Source organism: Streptomyces guryensis (assembly GCF_021261325.1).
GTDB classification, from domain to species: Bacteria; Actinomycetota; Actinomycetes; order Streptomycetales; family Streptomycetaceae; genus Streptomyces; species Streptomyces guryensis.
Map to the genome: position 1 here is coordinate 1 of NZ_JAJSBI010000032.1, position 23994 is coordinate 23994.

General features: G+C 71.6%; 25 protein-coding genes and 2 pseudogenes. 17 read left to right on the forward strand and 10 right to left on the reverse strand.

Annotated elements, in window-relative coordinates:
• Both LJ657_RS40500 and LJ657_RS40505 read right to left on the reverse strand, forming a co-directional pair.
• Window positions 1-606: maltotransferase domain-containing protein (locus tag LJ657_RS40500; RefSeq protein ID WP_232654697.1), on the reverse strand; the 606-nt coding region annotated here is incomplete at its 3' end.
• 87 nt (window positions 607-693) lie between these two features.
• Entirely contained in the window at window positions 694-993 is a 300-nt protein-coding gene (locus tag LJ657_RS40505) for a DUF5133 domain-containing protein (protein WP_232654698.1), read from the reverse strand.
• A gap of 320 nt (window positions 994-1313) precedes the next feature.
• Here LJ657_RS40505 and LJ657_RS40510 point away from each other — a divergent pair, with 320 nt between their 5' ends.
• The gene (locus LJ657_RS40510) at window positions 1314-1826 is read left to right on the forward strand and encodes a pep a2 (RefSeq protein WP_232654699.1); all 513 of its coding nucleotides are present in this window, start codon (window positions 1314-1316) and stop codon (window positions 1824-1826) included.
• On the forward strand, window positions 1823-3967 hold the full coding sequence (gene glgX / locus LJ657_RS40515) for a glycogen debranching protein GlgX (RefSeq protein WP_232654700.1): 2145 nt from the start codon (window positions 1823-1825) through the stop codon (window positions 3965-3967). The genes LJ657_RS40510 and glgX overlap by 4 nt, the downstream gene beginning before the upstream one ends.
• A 24-nt stretch (window positions 3968-3991) precedes the next feature.
• Here glgX and LJ657_RS40520 read toward each other — a convergent pair whose 3' ends face one another.
• Window positions 3992-4795, reverse strand: a complete 804-nt coding sequence (locus LJ657_RS40520) for a VOC family protein (RefSeq protein WP_232654701.1) — start codon at window positions 4793-4795, stop codon at window positions 3992-3994.
• A gap of 166 nt (window positions 4796-4961) precedes the next feature.
• On the opposite strand from LJ657_RS40520, the gene LJ657_RS40525 reads away from it, so the two are divergent.
• Window positions 4962-5297, forward strand: coding sequence for an ANTAR domain-containing protein (locus LJ657_RS40525; protein WP_232654702.1), 336 nt, complete (start codon window positions 4962-4964; stop codon window positions 5295-5297).
• 31 nt (window positions 5298-5328) lie between these two features.
• Here the strand turns inward: LJ657_RS40525 and LJ657_RS40530 are convergent, their stop codons facing one another.
• The gene (locus tag LJ657_RS40530; protein WP_232654703.1) at window positions 5329-6123 is read right to left on the reverse strand and encodes a SigB/SigF/SigG family RNA polymerase sigma factor; all 795 of its coding nucleotides are present in this window, start codon (window positions 6121-6123) and stop codon (window positions 5329-5331) included.
• Between the two features lie 235 nt (window positions 6124-6358).
• Here LJ657_RS40530 and LJ657_RS40535 point away from each other — a divergent pair, with 235 nt between their 5' ends.
• From LJ657_RS40535 to LJ657_RS40550, 4 genes are all read left to right on the forward strand, one after another.
• Complete coding sequence (locus tag LJ657_RS40535) at window positions 6359-6811, forward strand: MarR family winged helix-turn-helix transcriptional regulator (RefSeq protein WP_232654704.1); 453 nt, start codon at window positions 6359-6361, stop codon at window positions 6809-6811.
• A complete protein-coding gene (locus LJ657_RS40540) occupies window positions 6808-7668 on the forward strand; it encodes an ABC transporter ATP-binding protein (protein WP_232654705.1) in 861 nt (286 codons plus the stop codon). The genes LJ657_RS40535 and LJ657_RS40540 overlap by 4 nt, the downstream gene beginning before the upstream one ends.
• Entirely contained in the window at window positions 7628-8488 is an 861-nt protein-coding gene (locus LJ657_RS40545) for an ABC transporter permease (protein ID WP_232654706.1), read from the forward strand. Before LJ657_RS40540 ends, LJ657_RS40545 begins: the two co-directional genes overlap by 41 nt.
• 194 nt (window positions 8489-8682) lie before the next feature.
• Complete coding sequence (locus tag LJ657_RS40550) at window positions 8683-9204, forward strand: hypothetical protein (RefSeq protein ID WP_232654781.1); 522 nt, start codon at window positions 8683-8685, stop codon at window positions 9202-9204.
• A 12-nt stretch (window positions 9205-9216) separates the two neighbouring features.
• On the opposite strand, the gene hemC is transcribed toward LJ657_RS40550, so the two are convergent.
• Together hemC and LJ657_RS40560 are read right to left on the reverse strand one after the other, a co-directional pair.
• A complete protein-coding gene (hemC, locus tag LJ657_RS40555) occupies window positions 9217-10152 on the reverse strand; it encodes a hydroxymethylbilane synthase (protein ID WP_232654707.1) in 936 nt (311 codons plus the stop codon).
• A gap of 78 nt (window positions 10153-10230) precedes the next feature.
• Entirely contained in the window at window positions 10231-11415 is a 1185-nt protein-coding gene (locus LJ657_RS40560; protein WP_232654708.1) for an MFS transporter, read from the reverse strand.
• A 120-nt stretch (window positions 11416-11535) separates the two neighbouring features.
• Between LJ657_RS40560 and LJ657_RS40565 the strand changes: the two are divergent.
• From LJ657_RS40565 to LJ657_RS40590, 6 genes and pseudogenes are all read left to right on the forward strand, one after another.
• Window positions 11536-12222, forward strand: a pseudogene (locus tag LJ657_RS40565) (DUF5937 family protein); the annotation flags it as partial.
• 300 nt (window positions 12223-12522) lie between these two features.
• Window positions 12523-13317 carry an ANTAR domain-containing protein gene (locus LJ657_RS40570; RefSeq protein WP_232654782.1) on the forward strand — a complete coding sequence of 265 codons (795 nt, stop codon included), beginning with the start codon at window positions 12523-12525 and terminating at the stop codon, window positions 13315-13317.
• Window positions 13318-13521: 204 nt separating this feature from the next.
• Window positions 13522-15684: a SpoIIE family protein phosphatase gene (locus tag LJ657_RS40575; protein ID WP_232654709.1), complete on the forward strand. Its 2163-nt coding sequence runs from the start codon at window positions 13522-13524 to the stop codon at window positions 15682-15684.
• A gap of 129 nt (window positions 15685-15813) precedes the next feature.
• Window positions 15814-16515, forward strand: a complete 702-nt coding sequence (locus LJ657_RS40580; protein WP_232654710.1) for a nucleotidyltransferase family protein — start codon at window positions 15814-15816, stop codon at window positions 16513-16515.
• Window positions 16512-16796, forward strand: a complete 285-nt coding sequence (locus tag LJ657_RS40585; protein ID WP_232654711.1) for a BON domain-containing protein — start codon at window positions 16512-16514, stop codon at window positions 16794-16796. The genes LJ657_RS40580 and LJ657_RS40585 overlap by 4 nt, the downstream gene beginning before the upstream one ends.
• Window positions 16793-17545 carry a metallophosphoesterase family protein gene (locus tag LJ657_RS40590; protein ID WP_232654712.1) on the forward strand — a complete coding sequence of 251 codons (753 nt, stop codon included), beginning with the start codon at window positions 16793-16795 and terminating at the stop codon, window positions 17543-17545. Before LJ657_RS40585 ends, LJ657_RS40590 begins: the two co-directional genes overlap by 4 nt.
• 23 nt (window positions 17546-17568) lie before the next feature.
• On the opposite strand, the pseudogene LJ657_RS40595 reads toward LJ657_RS40590, so the two are convergent.
• Both LJ657_RS40595 and LJ657_RS40600 read right to left on the reverse strand, forming a co-directional pair.
• A pseudogene (locus tag LJ657_RS40595) lies at window positions 17569-18932 on the reverse strand (FAD-dependent oxidoreductase).
• A 77-nt stretch (window positions 18933-19009) separates the two neighbouring features.
• Window positions 19010-19294, reverse strand: a complete 285-nt coding sequence (locus LJ657_RS40600) for a DUF3040 domain-containing protein (protein WP_232654713.1) — start codon at window positions 19292-19294, stop codon at window positions 19010-19012.
• A 156-nt stretch (window positions 19295-19450) separates the two neighbouring features.
• On the opposite strand from LJ657_RS40600, the gene LJ657_RS40605 reads away from it, so the two are divergent.
• Both LJ657_RS40605 and LJ657_RS40610 read left to right on the forward strand, forming a co-directional pair.
• A complete protein-coding gene (locus LJ657_RS40605; RefSeq protein WP_232654714.1) occupies window positions 19451-19927 on the forward strand; it encodes an SRPBCC family protein in 477 nt (158 codons plus the stop codon).
• Between the two features lie 65 nt (window positions 19928-19992).
• Window positions 19993-20472: a flavin reductase family protein gene (locus LJ657_RS40610; RefSeq protein ID WP_232654715.1), complete on the forward strand. Its 480-nt coding sequence runs from the start codon at window positions 19993-19995 to the stop codon at window positions 20470-20472.
• Between the two features lie 164 nt (window positions 20473-20636).
• Here LJ657_RS40610 and ligD read toward each other — a convergent pair whose 3' ends face one another.
• A complete protein-coding gene (gene ligD / locus LJ657_RS40615; protein WP_232654716.1) occupies window positions 20637-21617 on the reverse strand; it encodes a non-homologous end-joining DNA ligase in 981 nt (326 codons plus the stop codon).
• Window positions 21618-22193: 576 nt separating this feature from the next.
• On the opposite strand from ligD, the gene LJ657_RS40620 reads away from it, so the two are divergent.
• Window positions 22194-22370 carry a hypothetical protein gene (locus LJ657_RS40620; RefSeq protein ID WP_232654717.1) on the forward strand — a complete coding sequence of 59 codons (177 nt, stop codon included), beginning with the start codon at window positions 22194-22196 and terminating at the stop codon, window positions 22368-22370.
• Between the two features lie 68 nt (window positions 22371-22438).
• On the opposite strand, the gene LJ657_RS40625 is transcribed toward LJ657_RS40620, so the two are convergent.
• Window positions 22439-23122, reverse strand: coding sequence for a response regulator transcription factor (locus LJ657_RS40625; protein WP_232654718.1), 684 nt, complete (start codon window positions 23120-23122; stop codon window positions 22439-22441).
• 227 nt (window positions 23123-23349) lie between these two features.
• Here LJ657_RS40625 and LJ657_RS40630 point away from each other — a divergent pair, with 227 nt between their 5' ends.
• Entirely contained in the window at window positions 23350-23658 is a 309-nt protein-coding gene (locus LJ657_RS40630; RefSeq protein WP_232654719.1) for a hypothetical protein, read from the forward strand.
• Window positions 23659-23994: the final 336 nt, after the last annotated feature.

Sequence of the window (23994 nt, forward strand, 5' to 3'; positions counted from 1 at the left end):
GGCGCCGTACAGGGCGCGTTCGCGTTCCACCAGCAGGGGCAGGGTCTGTGAGGCGGTGACGAACTCCCGCAGCGGATGCCGGGCCAGCACCTCGTCCACCTCCGGCGTCAACGCCGCCGCCAGACGGGTGGCCACCGGCAGCGAGTCGTCGCGCAGCGTCTCCGCCGCAGCCAGCACCGCGGCGCGCCCCGGTCCCTCGGGCACCCCGGCGGCCAGCTTCTCGTGCAGGTCGCCCCCTTCCTCCAGCACCAGTCCGGTGTCGATGCCGGCCGGGATCTTGATGCGGGCGGTGCGGCGCCACGTGGCCACCGGGTCGCTCCAGGCCTCCACCCGGTACGTCCAGTGGCCCACGGAGGTCGGCATGACCTCGGCGGCCCAGCGGTCGGAACCGGGGGCCACCTCCCGCATCGGCGTCCACGGGCCGTGCTGGCCCTCCGGATCGGTCAGGACGACGTTGGCGGCGACCGCGTCATGGCCTTCGCGGAACACGGTCGCGGTGACCTCGAACGCCTCTCCCGCGACCGCCTTGGCCGGGCGCCTTCCGCACTCCACCGCCGGGTGGACGTCCCGCACCGGGATGCGGCCGATGGCCGGAATCGCACTCATGGGTCTCACCTCCGCCGTGCTGGAGACCGGGCCCGGGGCCCGGTCGAGGGATACAAGCTGCGCGATACGCGCTGAGCCGCAGGGGGTCTACCTCCCTGCGGCGAGATGCTGTTGTGCCTTGGGGGGCCCGCGCCGGTCGGCCGCACCCGTACGGGGCCGCTCGTTCTGCTCCCGGAGATAGGCGCCCAGGGTGGACCCCAGATAGCGCTCGGCGGCGTCCGCGGCCTCGCGGGCGCAACGCTTGCCCATCAGCACGCACAAGGTGTAGCCCGAGTCCTCGAAGGTGGCGCGCACCGCGCGGTCGGCGGGAGACGCGAGCATGACGCGTTCCCAGGCCCGGTACCGCCGCAGTTGCCGGGCCACTTCGGCTTTGGCCGGTAGCAGCATGACGCTCTTCACTTTCTCCGGGGCTCGATCGCACGTCTCCCGACCGTCGGGCGGTAGCCGTGCGTGGGCACGCACGGATCCGTTACGGCTATCGAGTTCTTCACACATGGTGCACGGGCGGCGACTCAGCGTCTTGTTGGATCTTCAACCATGTCGGGCGGGCCTTCGTCACCCCGGGTGTGCGCTCGTGTTGCACGAATGGTCTAGTTCGCCCACTCTTGAGGTGACTCAGAAGCGATCAACGCTCACGCTTCGCGTTCGGGGCTCGTCCCACAGGGGCGAGAAGGAGCGGGAGCTTCGCGGGTGAGGAGCCAACGAAGATGAAGACCGCAGTGCCCTGCTACTACCACCTCGACGTGGAAGTCAGCCCCGAACGGGTCGGACAGGTACGGCGCATCCTGGCCGCGCATCTCCGCCTCTGGGACCTCGAGACCCTGGTCGAGCCCGTCACCAGTGGCGCCGAACTGCTGCTGAAGGCCATCGACGAGCACGCGACGGACAAGAACACATCGATCGAGATGTGGTGGAACGGACAGCATCTGATCACCGCCGTGGGAGAGAACGACTGCGACCTGCGCCCCGACCAGGACCTGAGGGCCTGTCTCCAGCGGATCGCCGCGATGAGCGACGGCTGGGGCTGCTGCGCCACCGACACCGGCAGCAAGGTCATCTGGTTCTCGCAGCGCGCCAGGGCCGGCGAACGGATGCCCCTGGTGCCCGTGGCCCCCGCGCCGAGCCTGCGCGAGGTGCTCCAGGTACCCCGCGAGATGCCGGCCGTGGCTCTCGCCGGGCAGGTGCGCGAGCCGGACGGCATCCTTGAGGATGCCCGGTGACGGCGAAGCGCCGCCGCAAGCCAGGGGTGCCCGTCTGGAGCGGGCACCCCTACCCATTGGGTGCCTCCTACGACGGGAAGGGCACCAACTTCGCGCTCTTCAGCGAGGTGGCCCAACGCGTCGAACTCGTCCTCGTCGACGACACGGGCGAGCGCCGCGTCCCGGTGACCGAGGTCGACGGCTTCGTCTGGCACTGCTACCTGCCGGACATCGGACCGGGACAGCGCTACGGCTACCGGGTGCACGGCCCCTGGCACCCGCAGCTGGGCCACCGCTGCAACCCGGCGAAGCTGCTCCTCGACCCGTACACCAGGGCGGTGGACGGGCAGGTGGACAACCACGCCTCCCTCTTCGAGCGCGCACCGCACGGCCGCTCCCGGCCGGACAGCGCCGGACACACCATGCTCGGCGTGGTCACCGACCCGGCCTTCGACTGGGGCGACGACCGGCCGCCGCGGCAGCCGTACGCCGACAGTGTCATCTACGAGGCCCACGTACGGGGCCTGACCCGCACCCACCCCGACGTCCCGCCCGAACTCCGCGGTACCTACGCCGGCCTCGCGCACCCCGCGATCCTCGACCACCTGACGGGACTGGGCGTGACCGCGGTGGAGCTGATGCCGGTGCACCAGTACGTCCAGGACGGGGTGCTCCAAGGCCGGGGCCTGTCCAACTACTGGGGCTACAACACGATCGGCTTCTTCGCCCCGCACAACGCCTACGCCGCCCACGGCACCCGCGGTCGGCAGGTCACCGAGTTCAAGTCGATGGTGAAGGCGCTGCACGCGGCCGGCCTCGAAGTGATCCTCGATGTCGTCTACAACCACACCGCCGAGGGCAACGAGAAGGGCCCCACGCTCTCCTTCCGCGGCATCGACAATGCCTCGTACTACCGTCTGGTGGACGGCGACTGGGGCCACTACTACGACACCACCGGCACCGGCAACAGCCTGCTGATGCGGCACCCCTACGTACTGCAGCTGATCATGGACTCGCTGCGGTACTGGGTCACCGACATGCACGTCGACGGCTTCCGCTTCGACCTCGCGGCCACGCTGGCCCGCCAGTTCCACGAGGTGGACCGGCTGTCGGCGTTCTTCGACCTGATCCAGCAGGACCCGGTGATCAGCAGGGTCAAGCTGATCGCGGAGCCGTGGGACGTGGGGGAGGGCGGCTACCAGGTGGGCAACTTCCCGCCGTTGTGGTCCGAGTGGAACGGCAAGTACCGCGACGCCGTACGGGACTTCTGGCGCGGCGGCGAGCACACGCTCGGCGAGTTCGCCTCCCGGCTGACCGGCTCCGCGGACCTCTACGCGCACAGCCGGCGCCGCCCCCGGGCCAGCGTCAACTTCGTCACCGCGCACGACGGATTCACCCTGCGCGACCTGGTCTCGTACAACGACAAGCACAACGAGGCCAACGGCGAGGGCAACCGGGACGGCGAGAACGTCAACCGGTCCTGGAACTGCGGCGCCGAGGGCGACACCGACGACCCGGGCGTGCTGGAGCTGCGCGCCCGGCAGCAGCGCAACTTCCTGGCCACCCTGCTGCTCTCGCAGGGCATCCCGATGCTGAGCCACGGCGACGAACTCGGCCGCACCCAGCACGGCAACAACAACGCCTACTGCCAGGACAACGAGGTCTCCTGGATCGACTGGGAGCTGACCGAGGAGCAGCGGGACCTCGCCGGGTTCACCCGCCATGTCGTCGCACTGCGCGCCGCCCACCCGGTGCTGCGCCGCCGCCGGTTCTTCCGCGGCGAGACCGCGACCCACCCGCGCCAGCCGCTGCCCGACCTGGTGTGGCTGGCGCCGGACGCACAGGAGATGACCGAGGAGGACTGGCAGCGCTCCGACGCGCACTCCGTCGGCGTGTTCCTCAACGGCGACGCCATCGCCGAACCCGACCCCTGCGGCCGCCCCGTCGTGGACGACTCGTTCCTGCTCCTGCTGAACAGCTACTGGGAGCCGGTGGAGTTCCGGCTGCCGGACGTCACGTACGGCGAACGCTGGACGACCGTGATCGACACCGCCGTCCCGCAGGGCGGACCCGACGAGACCGAGCACAAGGCCGGCTCCCGCATGTCCGTCGAGGCACGGAGCCTGGTCCTGCTCACCCGTCCCTCCCGCACGGCCCGCTGAACCCCGGGCGGCCGCCGGCGGCGCTCAGCGTTCGGGGTACGAGGTCACCGTGAACTGAGCGCCGTCGGCATCGCGCAGCACGGCCTCGTCGCTGCCCTTCGACAGGACGCTGCCGCCATGCACTTCGGCGGCCCGTACACAGGCCGCCACGTCCTCTACCGCGAAGTGGATCTGCCAATGGGGCCGGATGGTGGGATCGGGCGCCGCTCCCAGGGCCCCGGACTCGATGCGCGCCACGATGTCGCCCTGGCTGCGCAGCACCACCTCGCCGCCCTCGTACTGGACCTCGCAGCAGCCGGACCGCTCGGTGGCCCAGTCCAGCACCTCACCGTAGAAGATCGCGGCGTCGAAGGCGTCGCGGGTGTGCAGCCTGATGAAGGTCGGGGCCGCGTGCCGCCACTTCTCCCAGTCGGCGACCAGCGCACCCTCCCAGATCCCGAACGTCGCTCCGTCCCGGTCGGCCAGCAGCGCCGCCCGGCCCGGCGGGAAGGAGAGCGGCCCGACCGCGGCCGTACCGCCCCGCTCCTGGGCCCGCGCCACGGCCTCGTCCGCGCTGGCCACGGCGAAGTACGGCGTCCAGGCCACCGCCATCTGCCACATGTCGGCGACGGCGGCGATCCCGGCCACCGGTGTTCCGTCCACCAGTGCCATCCGGAAGCGGTCACCGAGCTTGGCGGAGCGCCACTCCCAGCCCAGTACGGCGCGGTAGAAGTCCTCGGTGGCGTCGACGTCGCGGCTGGTGAGGCTCACCCAGCACGGCGCCCCGGACACGGAGGCCGAGCTGACGATGCGCGTCGCGCCGCGAGGGCGTGAGGTGTCGTGGTTCATGGCAGTTGCGTCCTGGTCTCGTCGACCGGCAGCCACCGGTCTGGTTCCAGTGTCCAACCGGAACCGCACGATGCGCCTGCCGAGTACCCCGTGAGTGGGGCCGAAACGGGTGGCGTGGCCGTCTGCCGCCGGTGGCAGCGGGCACAGTCGGTGCCACTATGGATGAGTGGCACAGGTACCGCATGACCCTGCCGACGAGACCGATCGCATCTTCGCGCTGCAGGAAGAAGTCGATCAGCTGAAGGAGGCCGTCGTCTCGCACGCCGTCGTGGACCAGGCGATCGGGATGATGGTCGCGCTGGGCCGGGTGACGCCGGACCAGGGGTGGGCCGTGCTGAAGGACGTCTCCCAGCACACGAACATCAAACTGCGCAACGTCGCCGAACTCATCCTCATCTGGGGACGCAACGGAGACCTGCCCCCCGAGATCAAGGCCGGACTCGAAGACGCCCTCGACCGCTACGGCCCCACGCAGATCCCCGAGGCACCACCGGAACGGTGAGCCGCCGGGGTGCGGCCGAACGGCGCAACGGTCAGCCGGTCTCCGCGAGGAGTTCGTCCCTGAGCTGGTCGAAACAGCCGCTGAGCAGCCTTGAGACATGCATCTGCGAGATGCCGAGCTGCTGGGCGATGCGGCTTTGCGTCATGCCCCCGAAGAAGCGGAGGTACAGGATGGTGCGCTCGCGCTCCGGGAGCGCCTGGAGGCAGGGCCGGACCGCCACCCGGTCGACGACGACGTCGTAGGCCGGATCGGGGCCGCCGATGGCGTCCGTCAGGGCGTACCCGTCGGTGCCGGGCATCTCGGCGTCGAGCGAGAGCGCGGTGAAGCACTCCAGGGCTTCCATCCCCGTACGCACCTCGCCCTCGCTCAGATGCGCGTGCCGGGCGATCTCGGCGACGGTCGGTCGGCGTCCCGGGGTCGTCTGGGACAGCTCCTTGGCGGCCTGCCGCACCCTGTTGCGCAGGTCCTGGACCCGGCGCGGCACATGCAGCGTCCACATGTGGTCGCGGAAGTGCCGTTTGATCTCGCCGGTGATGGTCGGCACCGCGTACGCCTCGAAGGCATGGCCGCGGCCCGGGTCGTAGTGGTCGACGGCCTTGACCAGTCCGAGGGCCGCGACCTGGTACAGGTCCTCCAGGGACTCTCCGCGCCCCTTGAACCGGACGGCGATCCGCTCCGCCATCGGCAGCCAGGCCTGGACCAGGTGGTCCCGCAGCTGCCTGCGTTGCGGCCCTTCGGACAGCCGCGCGAGCCGGGCGAAGTCTTCGGCGGTGTCGGGGGCGTCGTCGTGCGGGTGGGGTTTCGTGCTGGCGGTGGCGACACGCATGGTGCGCACCTCCCTGAGGCGGTGCATGGGGGGGACGGGCGCCATGGGAGATGCGGACTCGGACCTGTGAAGACATCCGGGGCCGACCGGCTCCCACGGACGTGCCTCCTGTCCGAAGCACTTCCTATTGGTGCCCGGAATATGCACATCACAAACAAAGGGGGCATTACGGAAATCCTGTGCGCTTGACCGTTCCTTGGGTTCATTACCTCTGCTAAAGAGTTAATCTGCCGATGTGGAAACGGACACCTTCCCGGACGAGCTGATCGACGCCCTCGTCGGAGTCCAGCGGCTCGTCCGCCGCCGCCTGCGCCCGCAGATCGCCCCACAGCTGCGCGGCGCCGAGGTCGAGCTGCTGCGCCTGGTCGTCACCCGGCCCGGCATCGGCATATCCGACGCCGCCAAGGAGCTGTATCTGGCGGGCAATTCGGTCTCGACGCTGGTCAACCAGTTGTCCCGGCAGGGCTATCTGGTCCGGGAGACCGACCCCGCCGACCGGCGTGCCGCCCGGCTGATGCCGACCCCCGCGGCCGAGGCCCGGCTCGCCGAGTGGCGCAAACGGCGCGCCGAACTCGTACGCGGCGGGCTGTCCCGTCTCGACGACACGGACCGGGACGCACTGCACACGGCGATCCCCGCCCTGCGCAGGCTGGCCGACACCCTGCACGAGGAGGCCGAACAGACATGACGCGGAACGCCGACACCGGGCAGGCCGGGGCCGTCACCTGCACCGGACTCGCCTACGCCTTCGGTGAGACGAACGCGGTCGACGGACTGGAACTCTCTGTGGCAGAGGGCGAGGTCTTCGGCCTGCTCGGACCCAACGGCGCCGGAAAGACGACAGCGATCCGCTGCATCACCACCCTGCTGCCCGTCCCCGCCGGGATGGTCCAGGTGTTCGGCCATGACGCCGCCAAGGACCGGATGGCCGTACGGCGCCTGCTGGGCTACGTGCCGCAGCAGCTGTCCGCCGACGCCGGACTGACCGGTCGCGAGAACGTCGCCCTGTTCGCCCGCGTCTTCGACGTGCCCCGCGGCGAACGCGCCGAGCGCGTCGGCCAGGCCCTGGCGGCCGTCGGCCTCACCGACGCCGCCGACCGGCTGACCGGCACCTACTCCGGCGGCATGGTCCGCCGCCTCGAACTCGCGCAGGCACTGGTCAGCGCGCCCCGGCTGCTGATCCTCGACGAGCCGACCATCGGCCTCGACCCGATAGCCCGCACCGGAGTGTGGGACCACATCAACGCCGTGCGCGCCGCCACCGGTATGACCGTGCTGGTGACCACCCACTACATGGACGAGGCCGACCAGTACTGCGACCGGGTCGCCCTGATGCACCGCGGCCGCATCCGGGCCCTCGGCACCCCGGACGAGCTCAGGGAGGGGCTCGGCGAGCGCCGGCGCGCCGAGGGCGCGGCGGCCACCGACCCGCTGCCCACGCTGGAGGACGTCTTCCGTGACGTCGCGGGCAGCGGACTCGACGACCAGGCAGGAGGTTTCCGCGATGTCCGAAGCACCCGCCGCACCGCGCACCGCGTCGGCTGACCCCCACCCCGCACCCGGCATCGACCTGCTGCTGCGGCCGCCGCGGCCCCGTGCGGGCTGGCGGCTGCTGCCCGCCCGCGTGATCGCGATGTGCGCCGTCGAACTGCAGAAGCTGCGCCACGACCGCACCGAGCTGTACACCCGCGCCGTGCAGCCCGCCCTGTGGCTTCTGATCTTCGGTCAGACCTTCACCCGGATCAAGGCGATCCCCACCGGCGGCATCCCCTACGTCGACTACCTGGCACCCGGCATCATCGCCCAGTCCGCGATGTTCATCGCCATCTTCTACGGCATCCAGATCATCTGGGAGCGCGACGCCGGCATCCTCAACAAGCTCCTGGTCACGCCTACCCCGCGCTCGGCCCTGATCACCGGCAAGGCGTTCGCGGCCGGAGTGAAGTCGCTGATCCAGGCCGTCGTCGTCATCCTCATCGCCGCACTGCTCGGCGTGGTGCTGACCTGGAACCCGCTCAAGCTGCTGGGCGTCGCCGCGATCGTGGTCCTCGGGTCTGCCTTCTTCTCCTGCCTGTCGATGAGCATCGCCGGAATCGTCCTCAACCGCGACCGCCTCATGGGCTTCGGGCAGGCCATCACGATGCCGCTGTTCTTCGGCTCCAACGCCCTGTACCCCGTGTCCGTCATGCCCGGCTGGCTCCAGGCCGTCAGCAAGGTCAACCCGCTGAGCTACCAGGTCGACGCCCTGCGCGGCCTCCTCCTCGGCACCCACGCGCATGTGGGCCTTGACTTCGCGGTGCTGCTCGTGGCCGCCGCGCTCGGCATCACCGCGGCCTCCTCGCTCCTCGGCCGGCTGGCCCGCTGAGCACGGCCCTCGGAACGTGATGTGCCCCACGCACGCGTGCGCGTATGTGGGGCCCGTTCCCACCGTTGTTCCTGCGCACGGCTTGATCAGTGATCAAAGGGGGTGAATGCGCTGGCCACAGCGCATTCTGCTCATTTGACAGTGCACTGAGCCCACAGATAGGAAGCTGCTCTCTGAAGTCGATGAGGTGGACTGTGTACGAGCCGAACGTGGTCGGGGACTGGCAGGAGTACGACGAGCATGCCGGTCTGCGTGTCCGCGTCCACCGTCTGGAAGCCGCCGAGCCCCCGCGCGGACGGGACGACGCGGCGGACGGGCTGACGTACTTCAGCCTCCGGGTCACCGTCGAGAACCGCGGCAGCGGCCACTCCACCATCCACCTCGACGACGGCCAGATCGACGTGCGGATCGGCCCCGAAGGCGAGGCCGCGTTCATCGACTGGCGCAACTCGCAGTTCATCGAGGGCTACGACGTCTACCCGCTGCGCCGCGCCACAGCCGTACTGTTCGCGGCCGCCCCCGAGGCATCCCTCAGCCAGGTCGACATCCAGATCCAGTTGCGGGTCGACGACGAGTGGGCCGACCGCCGGCTGTGGGCGGGCGGCATCGGGCTGCACGAGGAGCCCGTCGGCACCCACCCGCCCTCGACCCGGGACGTCCTGGCCCACCAGGTGAGCAACTTCCTGCGAGACCAGGCGGAGGAGGGCACGGCCTGAGCTGTGGCGGCCTCAGTGCGGGATGCCGTCGATGATCTCGCGGGCACCCTGGCGCAGCAGCGCCACGGCCACCGACGTGCCCAGGGTCGCCGGATCGAGCCGGCCGGCCCACTCGTGGGCGTTCAGGCGGATCTTACCGTCCGGGGTGAACACACAGGCCCGCAGGGACAGTTCGCCATTGGCCTCCACGCGCGCGTACCCGGCGATCGGGCTGTTGCAGTGCCCCTGCAGGACATGCAGGAACATCCGCTCCGCGGTGGCCTCCCGGTGGGTGTCCGGGTCGCCGAGCCCGCTGACCGCGTCGATCAGGTCGGTGTCGCCCTCCCGGCACTGCAGGGCCAGGATGCCGGCGCCGATCGACGGCATCATCGCCTCCGGTGACAGCACCTCGCTGATCACGTCCCCGCGCCCGATGCGCTCCAGCCCCGCCGCCGCGAGCAGCAGCGCGTCCGCCTCACCGGCCGCCAGCTTCGCGAGCCGCCGGTTGGCGTTGCCGCGGAACGGCACGCACTCCAGGTGCGGGTGGGTCGCCGCGAGCTGGGCGACGCGACGCACCGCGGAGGTGCCGATCCTGGTGCCCTCCGGAAGCCTGCCCAGCGTGAGGCCGTCCGGGTGCACCAAGGCGTCACGCACGTCGTCCCGCTTCAGGAACGCGGCGAACGTCGTGCCGGCCGGAAGCGGTCGGTCGGCGGGCACGTCCTTGAGGCAGTGCACGGCGAGATCGGCCTCGCCCGCGAGCAGCGCGGCGTCCACCTCCTTGGTGAACGCCCCCTTGCCCTCCACCTGGGACAGCACACCCATCCACTTGTCACCGGTTGTCTTCACCGGCACGACCTCGGTGCGCACACCGGGATGCAGGACGGCCAACTCGGCGCGCACACGCTCCACTTGGGCCAGCGCCATGGGGGAGTCGCGGGAGACGATACGGATCAGTTCGGGGACGGACATGCCGACACGATAGACCGTCGCCAGGGGGTGCCCGACCGCTACTGCCCCATTGGAGGCCCGAATCACCGATCCCCTCGATCACCCCGGCTCCACGACACCCGACGACCCCGCGGACTCCGGCCAGGTCAGCAGCGCCAGGGCCCCCGCCGTGAGCAGCCCGCCGGCCAGAAAGGCGCCGCGCACTCCGACGAGGGGCAGGAGAACGCCGCCCAGCAGGGACCCGGCGGCCACGCCCACATTGAACGCTGCCGAGTTGGCCGCCAGCGCCGACTCGGTACGGCCCGGCGCCACCCGCAGCACCTGGCTCTGCGTCGCCATGAAGACGGGCGCCACCGAGGCGCCCAGCAGCATGAACAGGGCGACCGTCGCCCCCCGGCTGCTCCCGGCCGCGTACAGGCCGAGCAGCGCCGCCGCCTGCGCGGCCACCGGCACGGCGAGCGTGGCGCGCGGGAGACGCTCGAGGAGCGGCCCGGTGAGCGCGACACCGGCCAGAGCGGCCACCCCGAACGCGAACAGCACGGCGCTCACCGCGTCCTCGCCGAACCCGCTGACGTCGTCGAGGAAGGCGCCGACATACGTGAACCCGGCGAACACCCCGGTCACCGACAGCGCGGTGGTCGCGACGACGACGAGAAACCGGTGCCGGTCCGGACCGGCACCGTACGCCGCGTGACTCTCCTGGGGACGGGAGGCCGGCAACAGGGCGGCGATGACGACGAGTGAGACGAGCGCGAGCGCCCCGAGCACCGCGAACGGCGCCCGCCAGCCGCCGTGTCCGCCCAGCCACGTCCCGGCCGGCACGCCGAGTACCGTGGCCAGCGAACCACCGACCGACAACAACCCCATGACGCGGCCGCGCCGTTCGGGCGGGAACAGACCGACCGCGACCGGTCCCACCAGCACCCAGAACGACGCCTGCGCCACCGCGGTGACCATCCGCGCGGCCATCAGCAGCCCGTACGAGACGCTCCCCAGCGCCGACACCCAGCTGGCCGCGGCAAGCAGCCCCAGGAGTCCGGTGAGCAGATACCGGCGCGGCACCGAGCGAGTGATGCGGGCGGCCGGCAGCGACACCACGGCCACGGTCAGGCCGTAGCCGGTGACCAGCGCGCCCACCGCGCCGAGCGAGACCCGCAGATCGGCCGCCATGAACGGGAGCAGGCCCACCGGGAGGTTCTCCGCGGTGTTGAAGGTGAACGCCGCCAGCATCAGCGCCGCGACGACGGCGGCCCTGCGCCGAGCTGTGAGACCTACGCTGCCCATCCAGGTGCCCTCCGGGGTGTCGGGAAACAGCCGGGCAAGCGTGCCGGGGCCGGGCGAGCGCTTCTACTGTTTCGATCCGGACCGAATCGGATCCGCCGGGAACCGCTCACGGAGGCCGTCTTGCCGCTGATCCTGCACCTGGGCGCCGTCGACCTGACACGCTGCCGGTTCGCGATCTCGCCGCTGTGCCAGACCCACGAGGCCCTGCGCATGCTGCGCCGACCCGCCCGGCACGGCTACCACCACGCCTGGCTGCGCCGTCTGCGCCGTACGCTCGCCGGGCTCGACCTGTCGCCCCTGTGGCTGTTCGTCTCACGGGTCGGCGGCTACACCCCGGACTTCCTGGGCGCGCCTCCCGACGAGCCGTACCCCTCCATCGAAGACGAACTGGCCCGGATGCGCGCCACCGACCCGGCTCTGGCCCGCGTGGAGATGGTCCGCTCGCTCGCCGGCACGCCGGGCCTCGCCGAGTCACCGCAGGGCCGCGCCGCACTCGACGACCCCGCCCAGGCCGTGCGCCGCCTGGCCGACCTCACCGAACTCGCCTGGCACGCCCTGATCGCCCCGGACTGGCCCCGCCACCGTGCCGTCCTCGCGGCCGACATCGCCCATCGCTCACGGGAGGCGGCCGACGGCGGCCTCGACGCGCTGCTCGCCGGCCTGCACCCCGGCATCGGCTGGGCCGGCCACCGGCTCACCCTCAGCATGTACCGCGACCACGCGGACGCACAACTCCCCGACGGGCGGGGCATCCTGCTCATGCCCAGCGTGTTCGTCTGGCCGGACGTGGTCAGCGGTTTCGCCCGCGCCGCGCGGCAGCGGCAGCGACTCGTTCTCGACTTGACCGACGTCCAGTTGGTGAGCGCCGCCGCCCGCCGAACCCTCCGGATCGCCACCGACCATCTGGCCCACGAGCCGCTGGCCGTGGTCGCCGCGACGCCCTCGATCCGCGGTGTGCTGGAGCAGTCGAACCTCGCCGGCATCCGCCTGTACGACACTCTCGCCGACGCGCTGGCCTCCCCGCCGCGGCCGTCCCCCACCCGCAACGAGCCGACGGCGAGCGGGACCGGCAGGACGCCCGCGGAAGCCGGGAATCTGCCACGAGAGGTGTTCGGACTGCGCGCCAAGGCCCGCTCCAGCGGCCTCATCGGTATCGCCCAGGGCATCCTGATCGAACGCTATGACCTGCCGGACCCGCCTGCCGCGTTCGCCCTGCTGCGGGAGGCATCCCAGAACCTCAACGTGCCCCTGCGCGTGCTCGCATCCGCCGTGATCACGGCCCCGCCGCCCCAGACGACCCGAAAGTGGTTCACCGGACGCACCACCCACGCCGCGCCCCCCGCCGCCGCGTTGCTGCACACCTACGGCGTCGATGCCTCCGACCGGCGGCGGGTTCTCACCTCCGCTCTCGACGAGGCGGTGGCTCTGTCCGACGCGGACGCGGGCGAACTGCATCTGACCGACCTGGCCCAGGACGACGCGCTCGTCCTCGAGGAGCATCAGGGGCTCGACGCCCCCTACTGGGACCAGGTCTCCCTCGTCACCGAGCCGCCGCCCGTGTGCGCCCAGGCACAACGGCGGGGCGAGGCCGTCACCGTCGTCGACGTTGCCGAAAGCCCCGACCTCTCGGCCCACCCGGCAGGCCGCGCGCTCCTCGAGGCCGGCAGCCACGCCGTCCACAGCAGGCCGCTGACCACCGCCGACGGACGCTGCACCGGCACGCTGACCCTGCACCGGGACCCGACGGGCGCCTGGCTGACGGGTGAGCAGGAGCGGGCCCTCGGCACCCTGGCGGCGGAGGTGGCGGCCTGGCGCTCCTGGTACCGACGGGCCGTGGTGCTGGACGCACTCGAATACCTCCACCAGCACCGAGGAACGGTTCTCACACAAGACGAAAGATGACGGCGGCAGCACACGTCCTGTGTCTGATCGCCACAGAAGGCAGGACACGGGCGGATCGATCAGCCGCGAGCGGCGCCCGTCGGCACCCTGCTTTTGTGTGGCTCCACCTGGGAACTCGTCGAACGCAAGAAACGCCGACCCGGCACGGGTCGCAGACCGACCCGACGGGCACCTCGGGCACCGGATGTTCGACAGGAGGGCGCGGTGAGCCAGAGCGACGCCACGACGGATACCGCATCCGAGCCGGTCGACACGGTGCTGCTGGACGTGGTCCGGGAGTGCGGTGCGTCCAGGGGCCTGCTCTACGTCCTGCCGAGGAACGGTGACGCCCTGTGGCTGGTGGCGCTGACGGGGACGCCCCGCGAAATGGCCGTTCCGTGGACCCGGGTGGGCCTGGCGGACACGATTCCGGTGGCGGACGCCGTGCGGGCCGGCCGCCTCGTGTGGATCGGCGACATGGAGGACATGGCCCGCCGCTACCCGCGCACCTCACTCGTGCTGCCGTACGCCTTCGCCCTGGCGGCCGCCCCTCTCGCCGCACGGGGCTCGGTCGTGGGCGGGCTGGTGCTGCTGTGGCCGGCCGCTCATCCGGCGCGGCTCAGCGGTGCGGAGCGCGCGGCCATCGATGCCGGTTGCCGGCGACTGGGGCCCCTGCTGCACCGCGCGGCCGACCGCGACGGGCTGCGTCCGCGGGGTGAACCGCGGATCCTGCCGCACCCTTCGCGGGCCCGTGCCCTGCGGGTCGAGGGGAGCGAGCAGGCGGCGTTCATCGCCCGGTTGCCGGGCGGTGCGTGCGCGTTGGACGACACCGGCCGGTTCACCTTCGTGACGCCCGAGGCGTCGCTCCTCCTCGGTGCCGACGCCGACACCCTGCTGGGCGCCCTGCCATGGGAAGCGCTGCCTTGGATGGACGTCCCCGAGATCGAGGACCACTACCGGGCGACGCTGGTGAGCGAACGGCCCACCACCTTCAGCGCGGTGCGCCCACCGGACACCCGCCTGACCTTCGCGCTGTACCCGGACCCGTCCGGCATCAGTGTGCGGATCACCCGCAGCGACCTGCGCGACGAACTGTCGCCGACCGCGGGGGGTTCCCAGAGTCCCCCCGCCAGGACGACAGAGCCGACCGCGGGTGGACCCAGCCGGGCCGGCTCCCTCTACCACCTGATGCACATGGCCGCCACACTCACCGAGGCTCTCGGCGTGCAGGACGTGGTGGACCAGGCGGCCGACCAGCTCATGCCCGCCCTCGGCGCCACGGCCATGGCTGTGATGGCGCCACGCGGCGGCAGGCTGAGGATCCTCGGCCACCGCGGCTACGACGCCGAGCTCATGGAACGCTTCGACAACTTGCCCCTGAACGCCGACACGCCCGCCGTACGCGTGATGGAGACCGGCAGCCCGCATTTCTTCAGAAGCTTTTCCGCACTCCGGCGGTCGTATCCCGCAGCCGTCCAATTCGACGACAAGGCGTCCTGGGCGTTTCTCCCACTCATCGCCTCGGGCCGGGCCGTCGGTTCGCTCGTCCTCGCCTACGACCGCCCCCGGCAGTTCCCGGCGACCGAGCGCGCGGTGATCACCGCGCTGGCCGGCCTCGTCGGCCAGGCCCTCGAACGGGGTCGTCTCTACGACACCCAGTTCGCCGTGGCCCATCAGCTCCAGGCCGCACTGCTGCCCCGTCACCTGCCCTCCCTGCCCGGGCTGCGAGTCACCGCCCGCTACCGTCCGGCCGGTCATGGTGTGGAGGTCGGCGGTGACTTCTACGACCTCATCCGCCTCAGCGACACCACCGTCGCCGCCGCGATCGGTGATGTCCAAGGGCACGACATCGACGCGGCGGCCCTGATGGGACAGGTCCGCACCGCAGTGCACAGCCAGGCGGCGGCCGGTGCCTCCCCGGGAGACGTGCTCGGCCGGACCAACCGGCTGCTCGTCGGGCTGGACCCAGGTCGGTTCGCCAGTTGCCTCTACGCCCACCTGGATCTCGGCCGCCACGGCCTCTGCCTGGCCAGCGCAGGCCACCCGCCCGCCGTACTGCGGCACCCGGACGGCCACACCGACGTACTGAGCCCCCCTCCCGGACTGCTCCTCGGCATCGACCACCAGGCCGACTACCTGGCCGCCGAATTCCCCCTGCACCCCGGCTGCGACCTCGTCCTGTACACGGACGGGCTCATCGAACGGCCGGGCGTCGACCTGGACGACGCCATCAGCGCACTCGCGGAGCTCGTCGCACGCACCGATCCCCGAGATCCCGACGCCCTGGCCGACGCACTCATCCGGCACGCCTCCGATCCAGCCGACGACCTCGCCCTGCTCATCGTCCACCTCAACGGGCCCCCGCCTGACCAGGCCGGGGCCGACTGACACCGTCCGCCGACCGGGATCCGGACCGTGTCGCGCCGTGGCCCGGGGGTACCCGGGCGTACACGCGAGCAGGGGCAGAGAATTCTGCTCGTGCCCTGCCCGACGCCGGGAAGTGCGAAGGGAGCGCCCATGGTGCACAACGCGCACGACACGGCCCGCACCGACGACTCGGGCCCTTCCGACGTGCGGCTCGCCCCGGGAAAGCCGCCGCCTGCCCCGCCGACCGAGAATGACCTGCCCCCTGACCGCACCCAGGCGATCCTGGAAGCGGCCAAACAGGTCGCCGCTCTCCTCAAGCGGAAGGACCACGGATTCGCGCTGGCCGGGAGCGTGGCGGCCTACGCCCACGGCAGCAGCGGAAGGCTGCAGCACGACGTCGACTTCTGCGTCCTTCCCGACGACGCCGACGCCGTGGCGGCCACGCTGCGCGAGGGCGGTCTCACCGTTCGCGCGGCTCCGGAGGACTGGCTGCTGAAGGCCGGCTGCCTCGGCCAGAGCGTCGACATCATCTTCGAACTGTCCCACCGGCCCGTCACCCCGGAACTGCTCTCACGCGCCCGGGAACTGCCCGTCGACTCGGTGCACATGCCGGTGCTCTCGCCGACAGACGTGCTGGTGAGCCTGCTCAACGCCTTCTCGGAACACCACTGCGACTTCGGGGCCGTACTCCCCGTCGCCCGCTCGCTGCGGGAGAAGGCCGACTGGAAGGAGGTACGGCGAAGCTGCGGGGACCAGCCCATGCCCGCGGCCTTCCTGTTCCTCCTGGACCGCCTGAGCGTCATCGATCCCGAGCCGGAGCATCGACCCGGATCCTCGAAGGTACAGCCATGAACGAGCACACGGTCCGGTCCCGATCCGGCGCGCCGACCGTGGGCCTCGACTACCGCGTCGCCCACCTGACCGAATGTTTCGCGGCCGGCCTCCCCGGCGAACTCGGTGTACGAGCCGAACTGCGCGGCGAGGCCGTCCTGCTCACCGGCACGGTCCCCTCGGCCCGGTGCCGTGAGGACATCATGCGCATCGCCCGTGAGGCCTTCCCGGACGTGCCGCTGCACTGCGACATCGTCACCGCGCGAACCGCCCCGCCCGACGACGCGGAGGACCTCGAATGACCCGCGTGGCAGCCGTCGGGGACATTCACCTGGGGCCGGAGAGCCACGGTGTGCTCCGCCCCGCGTTCGAGACGCTGCCCGGCTGCGCCGATGTCCTGCTGCTGGCCGGCGATCTCACCCGCCACGGCACACCGGAAGAGGCGCTGGTCGTGGCCCAGGAGCTCAAGGAACTGGCGGTCCCGGTCGTCGCGGTCCTCGGCAACCACGACCATCACGGCGGATGCCCGGACGAGGTGACAGCCGTCCTCGAGGACTACGGCGTGCGGGTCCTGGAAGGGCGCTCCACCGTGGTCACCAGCGGCGGCACCCGGGTCGGGATCGCGGGGACCAAAGGGTTCGGGGGCGGATTCGCGGGCAGGTGCGCGGGAGAGTTCGGCGAGCCCGTCATGAAGGAGTTCGTCCGATACTCACGCCGGTGCGCGGACGGCCTGCGGGCCGGACTGCGGGAACTGGCCGCGGCGGAGTGCGACGTGCGGATCGCGCTGACCCATTTCTCGCCCGTACCGGACACGCTGGCGGGAGAGCCTCTGGAGATCTATCCGTTCCTCGGAAGCTATCTGCTGGCCGAGGCGATAGACGCCGAGGGCGCCGAACTCGCCGTCCACGGACACGCCCATTCCGGCACCGAGCACGGGATGACCAGCGGCGGAGTGCAGGTGCGCAATGTGGCACAGCCCGTCATCCGGCGGGCGTTTCACGTCTACAACCTCCCGGCGCGTGAAACGTACCGGGAAGCGGAGCGCCTCTGACCGGCTGTGCGCCTCACGCGGTCTCAGATGTCGCGCTGCTCCAACGGACGTACGGCCGGGCCCTGCAGGAGCCGCCCGTCCGGGGCGAAGCGGGAGCCGTGGCAGGGGCATTCCCAAGCCTGTTCCGCGCCGTTGAAGGCCACCAGGCAGCCGAGGTGGGTGCAGCGGGCCGAGACCGCCTGCAGCTGACCGCTCTCGTCTCGGTGGACGGCGAGCTGCCGCGCGCCCACCCGCACCACGGCCCCGCCGCCCCGCGGAATGTCCGCCGCCGCAGGCCCCGAGATCCTGGGCAGCCGGTCGCCGACGAAATGCCGGGCCACATGCGCCTGATGCTTCAGGAACGACGGTCCCTCGCGGACCACGGAGATCAGGCGGCGCGGATCGTAGAGGCCGGCCCACGGAACCTCGCGACCGTCGATGAGGTCGCTGAGCAGACGGCTCGCCATGATGCCGCCGCTCAGCCCCCAGCCGCCGAAGCCGGTCGCCACGTAGGCGTGGCGGCTGCCCGGCCGGAACGGCCCGACGAGCGGCACGGAGTCGGTGTCGTCGTTGTCCTGCGTGGCCCGGCGGTGGCTGGCCTCGGACCTCCGGGAAGTGGCCGTCGGCCCACGCGGAGAGCCGCGCGAATAGCTCCTCGACATCGGGGGTGCCGGGAGAGAAGTGCTCGCCAGTGACGATCAGCAGGCGCTTTCCGTCGCGGTACGGCGCGCTGCGCACGGACCGCGTGTTCTGCTCCGGAGTGATGTACATGCGTCGCGGCGCCCGGTCCTGGTCGATGGTGCCGGCCACGACCAGCTCGCGGGGCGGGGAGAGCCGGGTGAAGAGCAGGGCACGGTCGAAGACCGGATAGCGGGTGGCGATCACGACCTCGGCGGCGCGCACCGACACACCCGCGTCCGTCGCAAGGACGCAGGGCTCGCCACTGCCAGGCCCGCCTCCCGCGCAGCTTCCGCCTCCGCCTGCAGCTCTCCCACGAGCCGGGGGTGCTCGGCGTAGGTGTATGCCGCAGCCTCTTCCCAGCCGCTGTCGACGCCGAGTTCCTCGACGATCTCGGCGGCATGCCGGATCGCAGCATTCTGTGAGTCCGCGTACAGGCGGGCCCCTGCGGGGCCGCGGGTGCGGCGCAGGTGGTCGTAGGCCAGCGTGTGCAGAGCGGTCAGCTTGGCGGTGGTGTGGCCGGTGGCCCCCGCGGCGAGACGGTCCGCTTCCAGTACGGCCACCTCGCGTCCCCGCTGGACCAGTTCCCATGCCGTACTCAGGCCCGCGATGCCGCCGCCGACCACCGCGACGTCGACGGTGACATCACCGGACGGCGGGGTGGAGCGGGCTCGCCCGGCGGCGCCGTCTCGAGCCAGTACGATCCGCGGAGTCCCGTCTCAGCGGTCATGGCCACCGAGTTCCCGCACGGTGCTTCGGACACGCAGGTCCGCACATCCCGCCGGGCGAGCGGCACGACCGACGTGCTCACGACGTGGTGCGCCCTCCGCCTCCGGTCGCACGGCGCAGCAGCCGGAAGGCCTGCAGCAGCGTGAAGGGCCACAGGCCGGCGAAGCACCAGATGACGACCGGGTCCGCGGTGCGGATCCCCATGACGGCGAGGAACAGCGAGCCGCACGCCAGCAGCGCCACCGAGAGCGGAAGCCGGAGCCGGGAGCCCGGGTGGCGGCGCATGCTCCGGACCAGGCGACGGTCGCAGCTCAGTTCCGTTTCGATGTTCCGCAGGGCAAGACGTTCGTGCGATGACAGCACGACGTCATGGGGTCTCGGTACTCAGCCATGACCCACCGGGTCCCCCGCACGGGCTGCCCGACGCCTTTCCGGGGTACCCGGTGCCACGCACACGCGCAGGAGGCCGGCCGCCCGGTGCGACCGGACTCCTGGCAGGGAGCGAGCAGGGAGGCATCGATGGGCGCGGTCAGGAAGGCAGTGGACGTGGAGGTTCCGCTGCGCATGGCGTACGACCAGTGGACTCAGTTCGAGGAGTTCCCGAACTTCATGGAGGGCGTCGACGAGGTCAGGCAGCTCGACGACCGGCACAACCACTGGACCACCAGCATCGGCGGGGTGCGGCGCGAGTTCGACACGGAGATCGTCGACCAGCTCCCGGACGACCGGATCACCTGGCGGTCGGTCGGCGGCGACACACAGCAGAGGGGGTCGGTCCGCTTCGAGCGACTCGACGACACGCACACCCGGGTGGAACTCGTGATGGAGGTCGAAGCCAGCGGGGTGGTGGAGCAGAGCGCGGACGCGCTGGGTCTGATCGACCGGCGGGTGAAGGGGAACCTGCACCGCTTCAAGGACTACGTGGAGCGTGAGGGCGGCGCCACCGGCGGCTGGCGTGGCCGCATCCGGCCCGAGAACCCCGGCACACCTCTCTGACGTCCGGCGTGCCGTGGCTCCGCCATGGCTCTCCGGCTCGTTGACGACGGTGAGGAGCGAGGGACATGACGGACGTCGATGCGTTCATGAGCCGGTTGAGTCCCGACATGTGCGTCGTCACGGCCGTGGCGGGCGGAGAGCGGTCGGGCTGTCTGGTCGGCTTCTCCTCCCAGTGCTCCATCCGGCCGGTGCGGTTCGTGGTGTGGATCTCCAAGGCCAACCACACCTACGCGGTGGCCCGTGCCGCGGACTGCCTGGCTGTCCATCTGCTCACCCGTGAACAGTATGCGCTGGCAGCGCTGTTCGGCGGGCAGACGGGCGACCGGACCGACAAGCTCGCGCACGTGCCGTGGACGCGTGGACGGGGTGGCTCGGTCATCCTGGACGAAGCAGCCGCATGGTTCGTCGGCAGTGTCGAACAGCGCGTCGACGGCGGCGACCACGTCGGATTCGTCCTGACGCCCGAGGATTGGGGCAGCCGCGCGGACGGACCTCTTCTCCGGCTCGACGACGCCAAGGACATCAGCCCCGGCCACCCCGCGTGACGACGCATCCACCGTCAACCGAGGGGCCCCGACAACGGCACACCGGCCAGGCGTAGGCGGTCGTCTGCGTTCTCAGCCGGCTGTCCAAGCCGGGCAGCACCGCCAGTGGCCGGTCGTGACGGCCTGCCAGGCGGAGGCAGAGGCGGAGGCGGAGGGGGAGGGGGTCAGACAGCGTCGTCCGGGAGGTCGGCCGAGGCGTCCTCAGGCGCCAGGTCGGGTCTCAGTCGCAGCCAGGACGGCTGGCGCAGCAGGCCTGCCCGGGTGCGGGTGCTGTAGCGGACTTCTCCGATCAGCCGCGGTACGACCCAGTGGGCTCCCGCGACCGGCGGCACCGGATCGAAGGGGCACACGTCGGTCGCGGCGGTCCGCAGCAGCGCGGCGAGCTGCGACCGCTCGGCCTCGCTCCAGCCGGTGCCCACATTTCCGACGTACCGCAGGCGTCCCGCGGCCCGCTGCCCCACCAGGACGGCGCCGGGCAGCCCCGACAGCCGCCCCTTGCCGGGCAGCCAGCCCCCCACGACGACGTCCTCGCTGTGCATGTTGCGGATCTTGATCCAGGCGCGGGAGCGTACGCCGGGCTCGTACGCCGAGTCCAGCCGTTTGCAGACCAGGCCCTCCAGACCGTGCTCCCGGGTGGCCCGCAGAGCCTGTTCACCGTGGCCGACCAGCGCGGCCGGGGTGGACCAGAACGGGCCGTTGAGCCCGAGCCGCACCAAGTGCCCGCGCCGCCGGGCATAGGGGAGCGCGGTGAGGTCCTGGCCTCCCAGGTGCATCACGTCGAACAGGACGAGGTGCACGGGCGCCTTCGCCGCCTGCCGTGCCGCCCTGCCGGGCGCGTGCGCCAGCCCCATGCGGGGCTGTAGCAACTGGAAGTCGGCGCGGCCCTGTTCGTCCAGCGCCAGCACCTCCCCGTCGAGTACGGCGGGCGTAGCACCGAGCGCCTCGGCCAGTGGACGCAGCTCGGGATAGGCACGGGTGATGTCCTCCCCGGACCGCGCGCGCAGCAGGACGCTGCCGTCCCCTTCGAGGTAGGCGACCACGCGCTGGCCGTCCTGCTTGGTCTCGTAGGCCCAGCGGGCGTCCTGCGCTGCGGGCGGAAGGGAACCGGGCGTGGCGAGCATGGGTGAGATCAGGGGGAGCGTCACGGGGTGAGTTGTCGACGGCGCGGCCTGCCGTCATTCGCCCCGGCGGCCGGGTTCCCCTGAACGGCGCTGCCCACGGCCCGGGCACTGACGGCGCTGACTGCAGACTGCTCGCCGCTGTCAGCAGATCGTCGAGGCCCACTCGGCGGAAGAACTCGGCGCGGATGCGGTCGGCCACTGCCGAGACGACATCGCTGCCGTCGCGGCTCGGATCCACATGGACCCGGAACGGCCGCCTGCCGGGCGGCAGTTCGACGGTCCGGACGACGGCCTCCGCCACATCGGCCACGTCGGCGTCCGGCGGTATCAGCCCGGCCAGCCGCGCATTCACGTCGTCCATCAGCGCCTTGTGGCGGTCGTCGTAGGCGGAGGCCCGGTCGGCGTCGGCCGGTGAGCCGGCATGCGCGAAGTGCTTGGTGCCCGAGGTGAAGGCACCCGGGACGATGATCGCGTCGGCCGGCTGGTCGGGGGTGAAGGCCTCGGACGGGCCCAGCACCATGTGCCCGGCGTTGTGGATCAGAACGTCGAGGCGCACCTGTTCGTCGAGGACGCGGGCTCTCCGACCGGTTGCGCGACAGCGTGCTCGATTCGCTGACCCGCCCGGGCGACACGGGTGAGCCGGGAGGGCCGGACAGCGCGGTCCCGGTCGCCGCCGCGACGCTCGCAGCCCGGCTGCGGGCCGAACAGTCCCCGGTGTTCACGCCGGCGGAGTCGGCTCTGCTCGAACAGTGGCTGGACAAGCTCTCCGCACGTTGAGCCTGCTGCCTGCTGCCTGCTGCCTGCTGCCTGCTGCCTGCTGCCTGCTCCCCGCTCCCCGCTGCCCCTCAGCGCTCCGCGGCCGGCGACGCCTGTACGAGCCCCGACTGGTAGGCGATGACGACGAGTTGGGCGCGGTCGCGCGCACCCAGCTTCGTCATCGCGCGGTGCACATGGGTGCGTACGGTCAGCGGGCTGACGAAGAGCTTCTCGCCGATCTCCTCGTTGGAGTGGCCCTCCGCCACCCAGGCCATCACCTCCCGCTCGCGTACGGTGAGCGCCCCGAGGCCCTCGGACGCCGCCGGCCGCGCCCCCTGCGCGGGGCCGGACAGGAAGCGCGCGATCAGCACGCGTGTGGCGAGCGGGGAGAGCAGCGACTCGCCCACCGCCACGGTCCGGATGCCGTCGAGCAGCGCGTCCGCGGTCACGTCCTTGCCGAGGAAGCCGCTCGCACCGGCCCGCAGCGCCTGGGCGACGTACTCGTCGATCTCGAACGTGGTGAGGATCAGCACGCGCGTGCCCGACAGTTCGGGATCGGCGCAGATCGCCGACGTGGCGGCCAGGCCGTCGGTGCCGGGCATGCGGATGTCCATCAGGACGAGGTCGGGGCGGTGCACGCGCGCGAGGGCGACGGCCTCGGCGCCGTCAGTGGCCTCGGCGACCACTTCCATGTCGTCGCAGGAGTCGATCAGGATCCGGAACGTGGCCCGCAGGAGGGCCTGGTCGTCGGCGAGCAGCACGCGGATGGTCATGGTGTCCGTTCTTGTCGTCTCATGGTTCCCGTTCCATGCGTCACGGGTTCTTGGCGTCAGGGAGCGGTGTGGGATGTGAGTCGCGGCGGCGGTGGCGGTGCCGTCGTCCGTGACGGCGAGGGACAGTTGCTCGTGGCCGTAGTGGACGTCCACCCCGGGCGCGTGCCGACTTGGGCGTGGTCGGGGCCACGTCGCGCGACTCGTGTGCGATACGTATGCCCTCCTCCGTGACCCGGTGCCGTGCCTTGTCCTCCCGGCTGCGCTCGGCGTACTCGGCGTGGGCCTGGACGGCTTTCAGGCAGGCCCCCCGCATCGGGACGGCGTTGCCGGTGGCCACCGGCGGCAGCAGTCAGGCGCCGGGGTCCAGCGTCTTGAGCGGCCGGGGACAGACGTGGGGACCGACGCGGACAGCCGTCGTCACCCCCAGCCCGAGCGTGGCGAAGAAGAACCACCGGATGGTCCCGCGGCCGGTGGTGACGGCAGGCCGCAACGGCGTGATCATGACCGGCGCCGACAGCAGTGGCGTGAGCAGATGACCCAGCGCGCCCGGCGTCGGCCGCCGTGAGCGCGGCCCCCGTCACCACGGTGCGGGGGTGGGTGCGCTGCCGGCACAGGGCCCGGCAGGAGGGCGCGGCCGGGACGATGGCCGGGCCCACGGCGTCCGGCCGATGCGGGCCGGGCACGCGGATCTCGCTGCCGAGCGGGAAGGCGGCGAAGAGGAACGCGACCGTCATGGTGTCGACGGTGCGCGCGTGTTCGTCCGCGTGTCGCTGCCAAGGGATGCTCATCGCGTCTCTCCGGTCGGGTCCTGGAAGCCATGGTGGGCGATGCCCGCCGGGAACGACGGGTGAGGGCCGGCCGTGTCCTGCGAC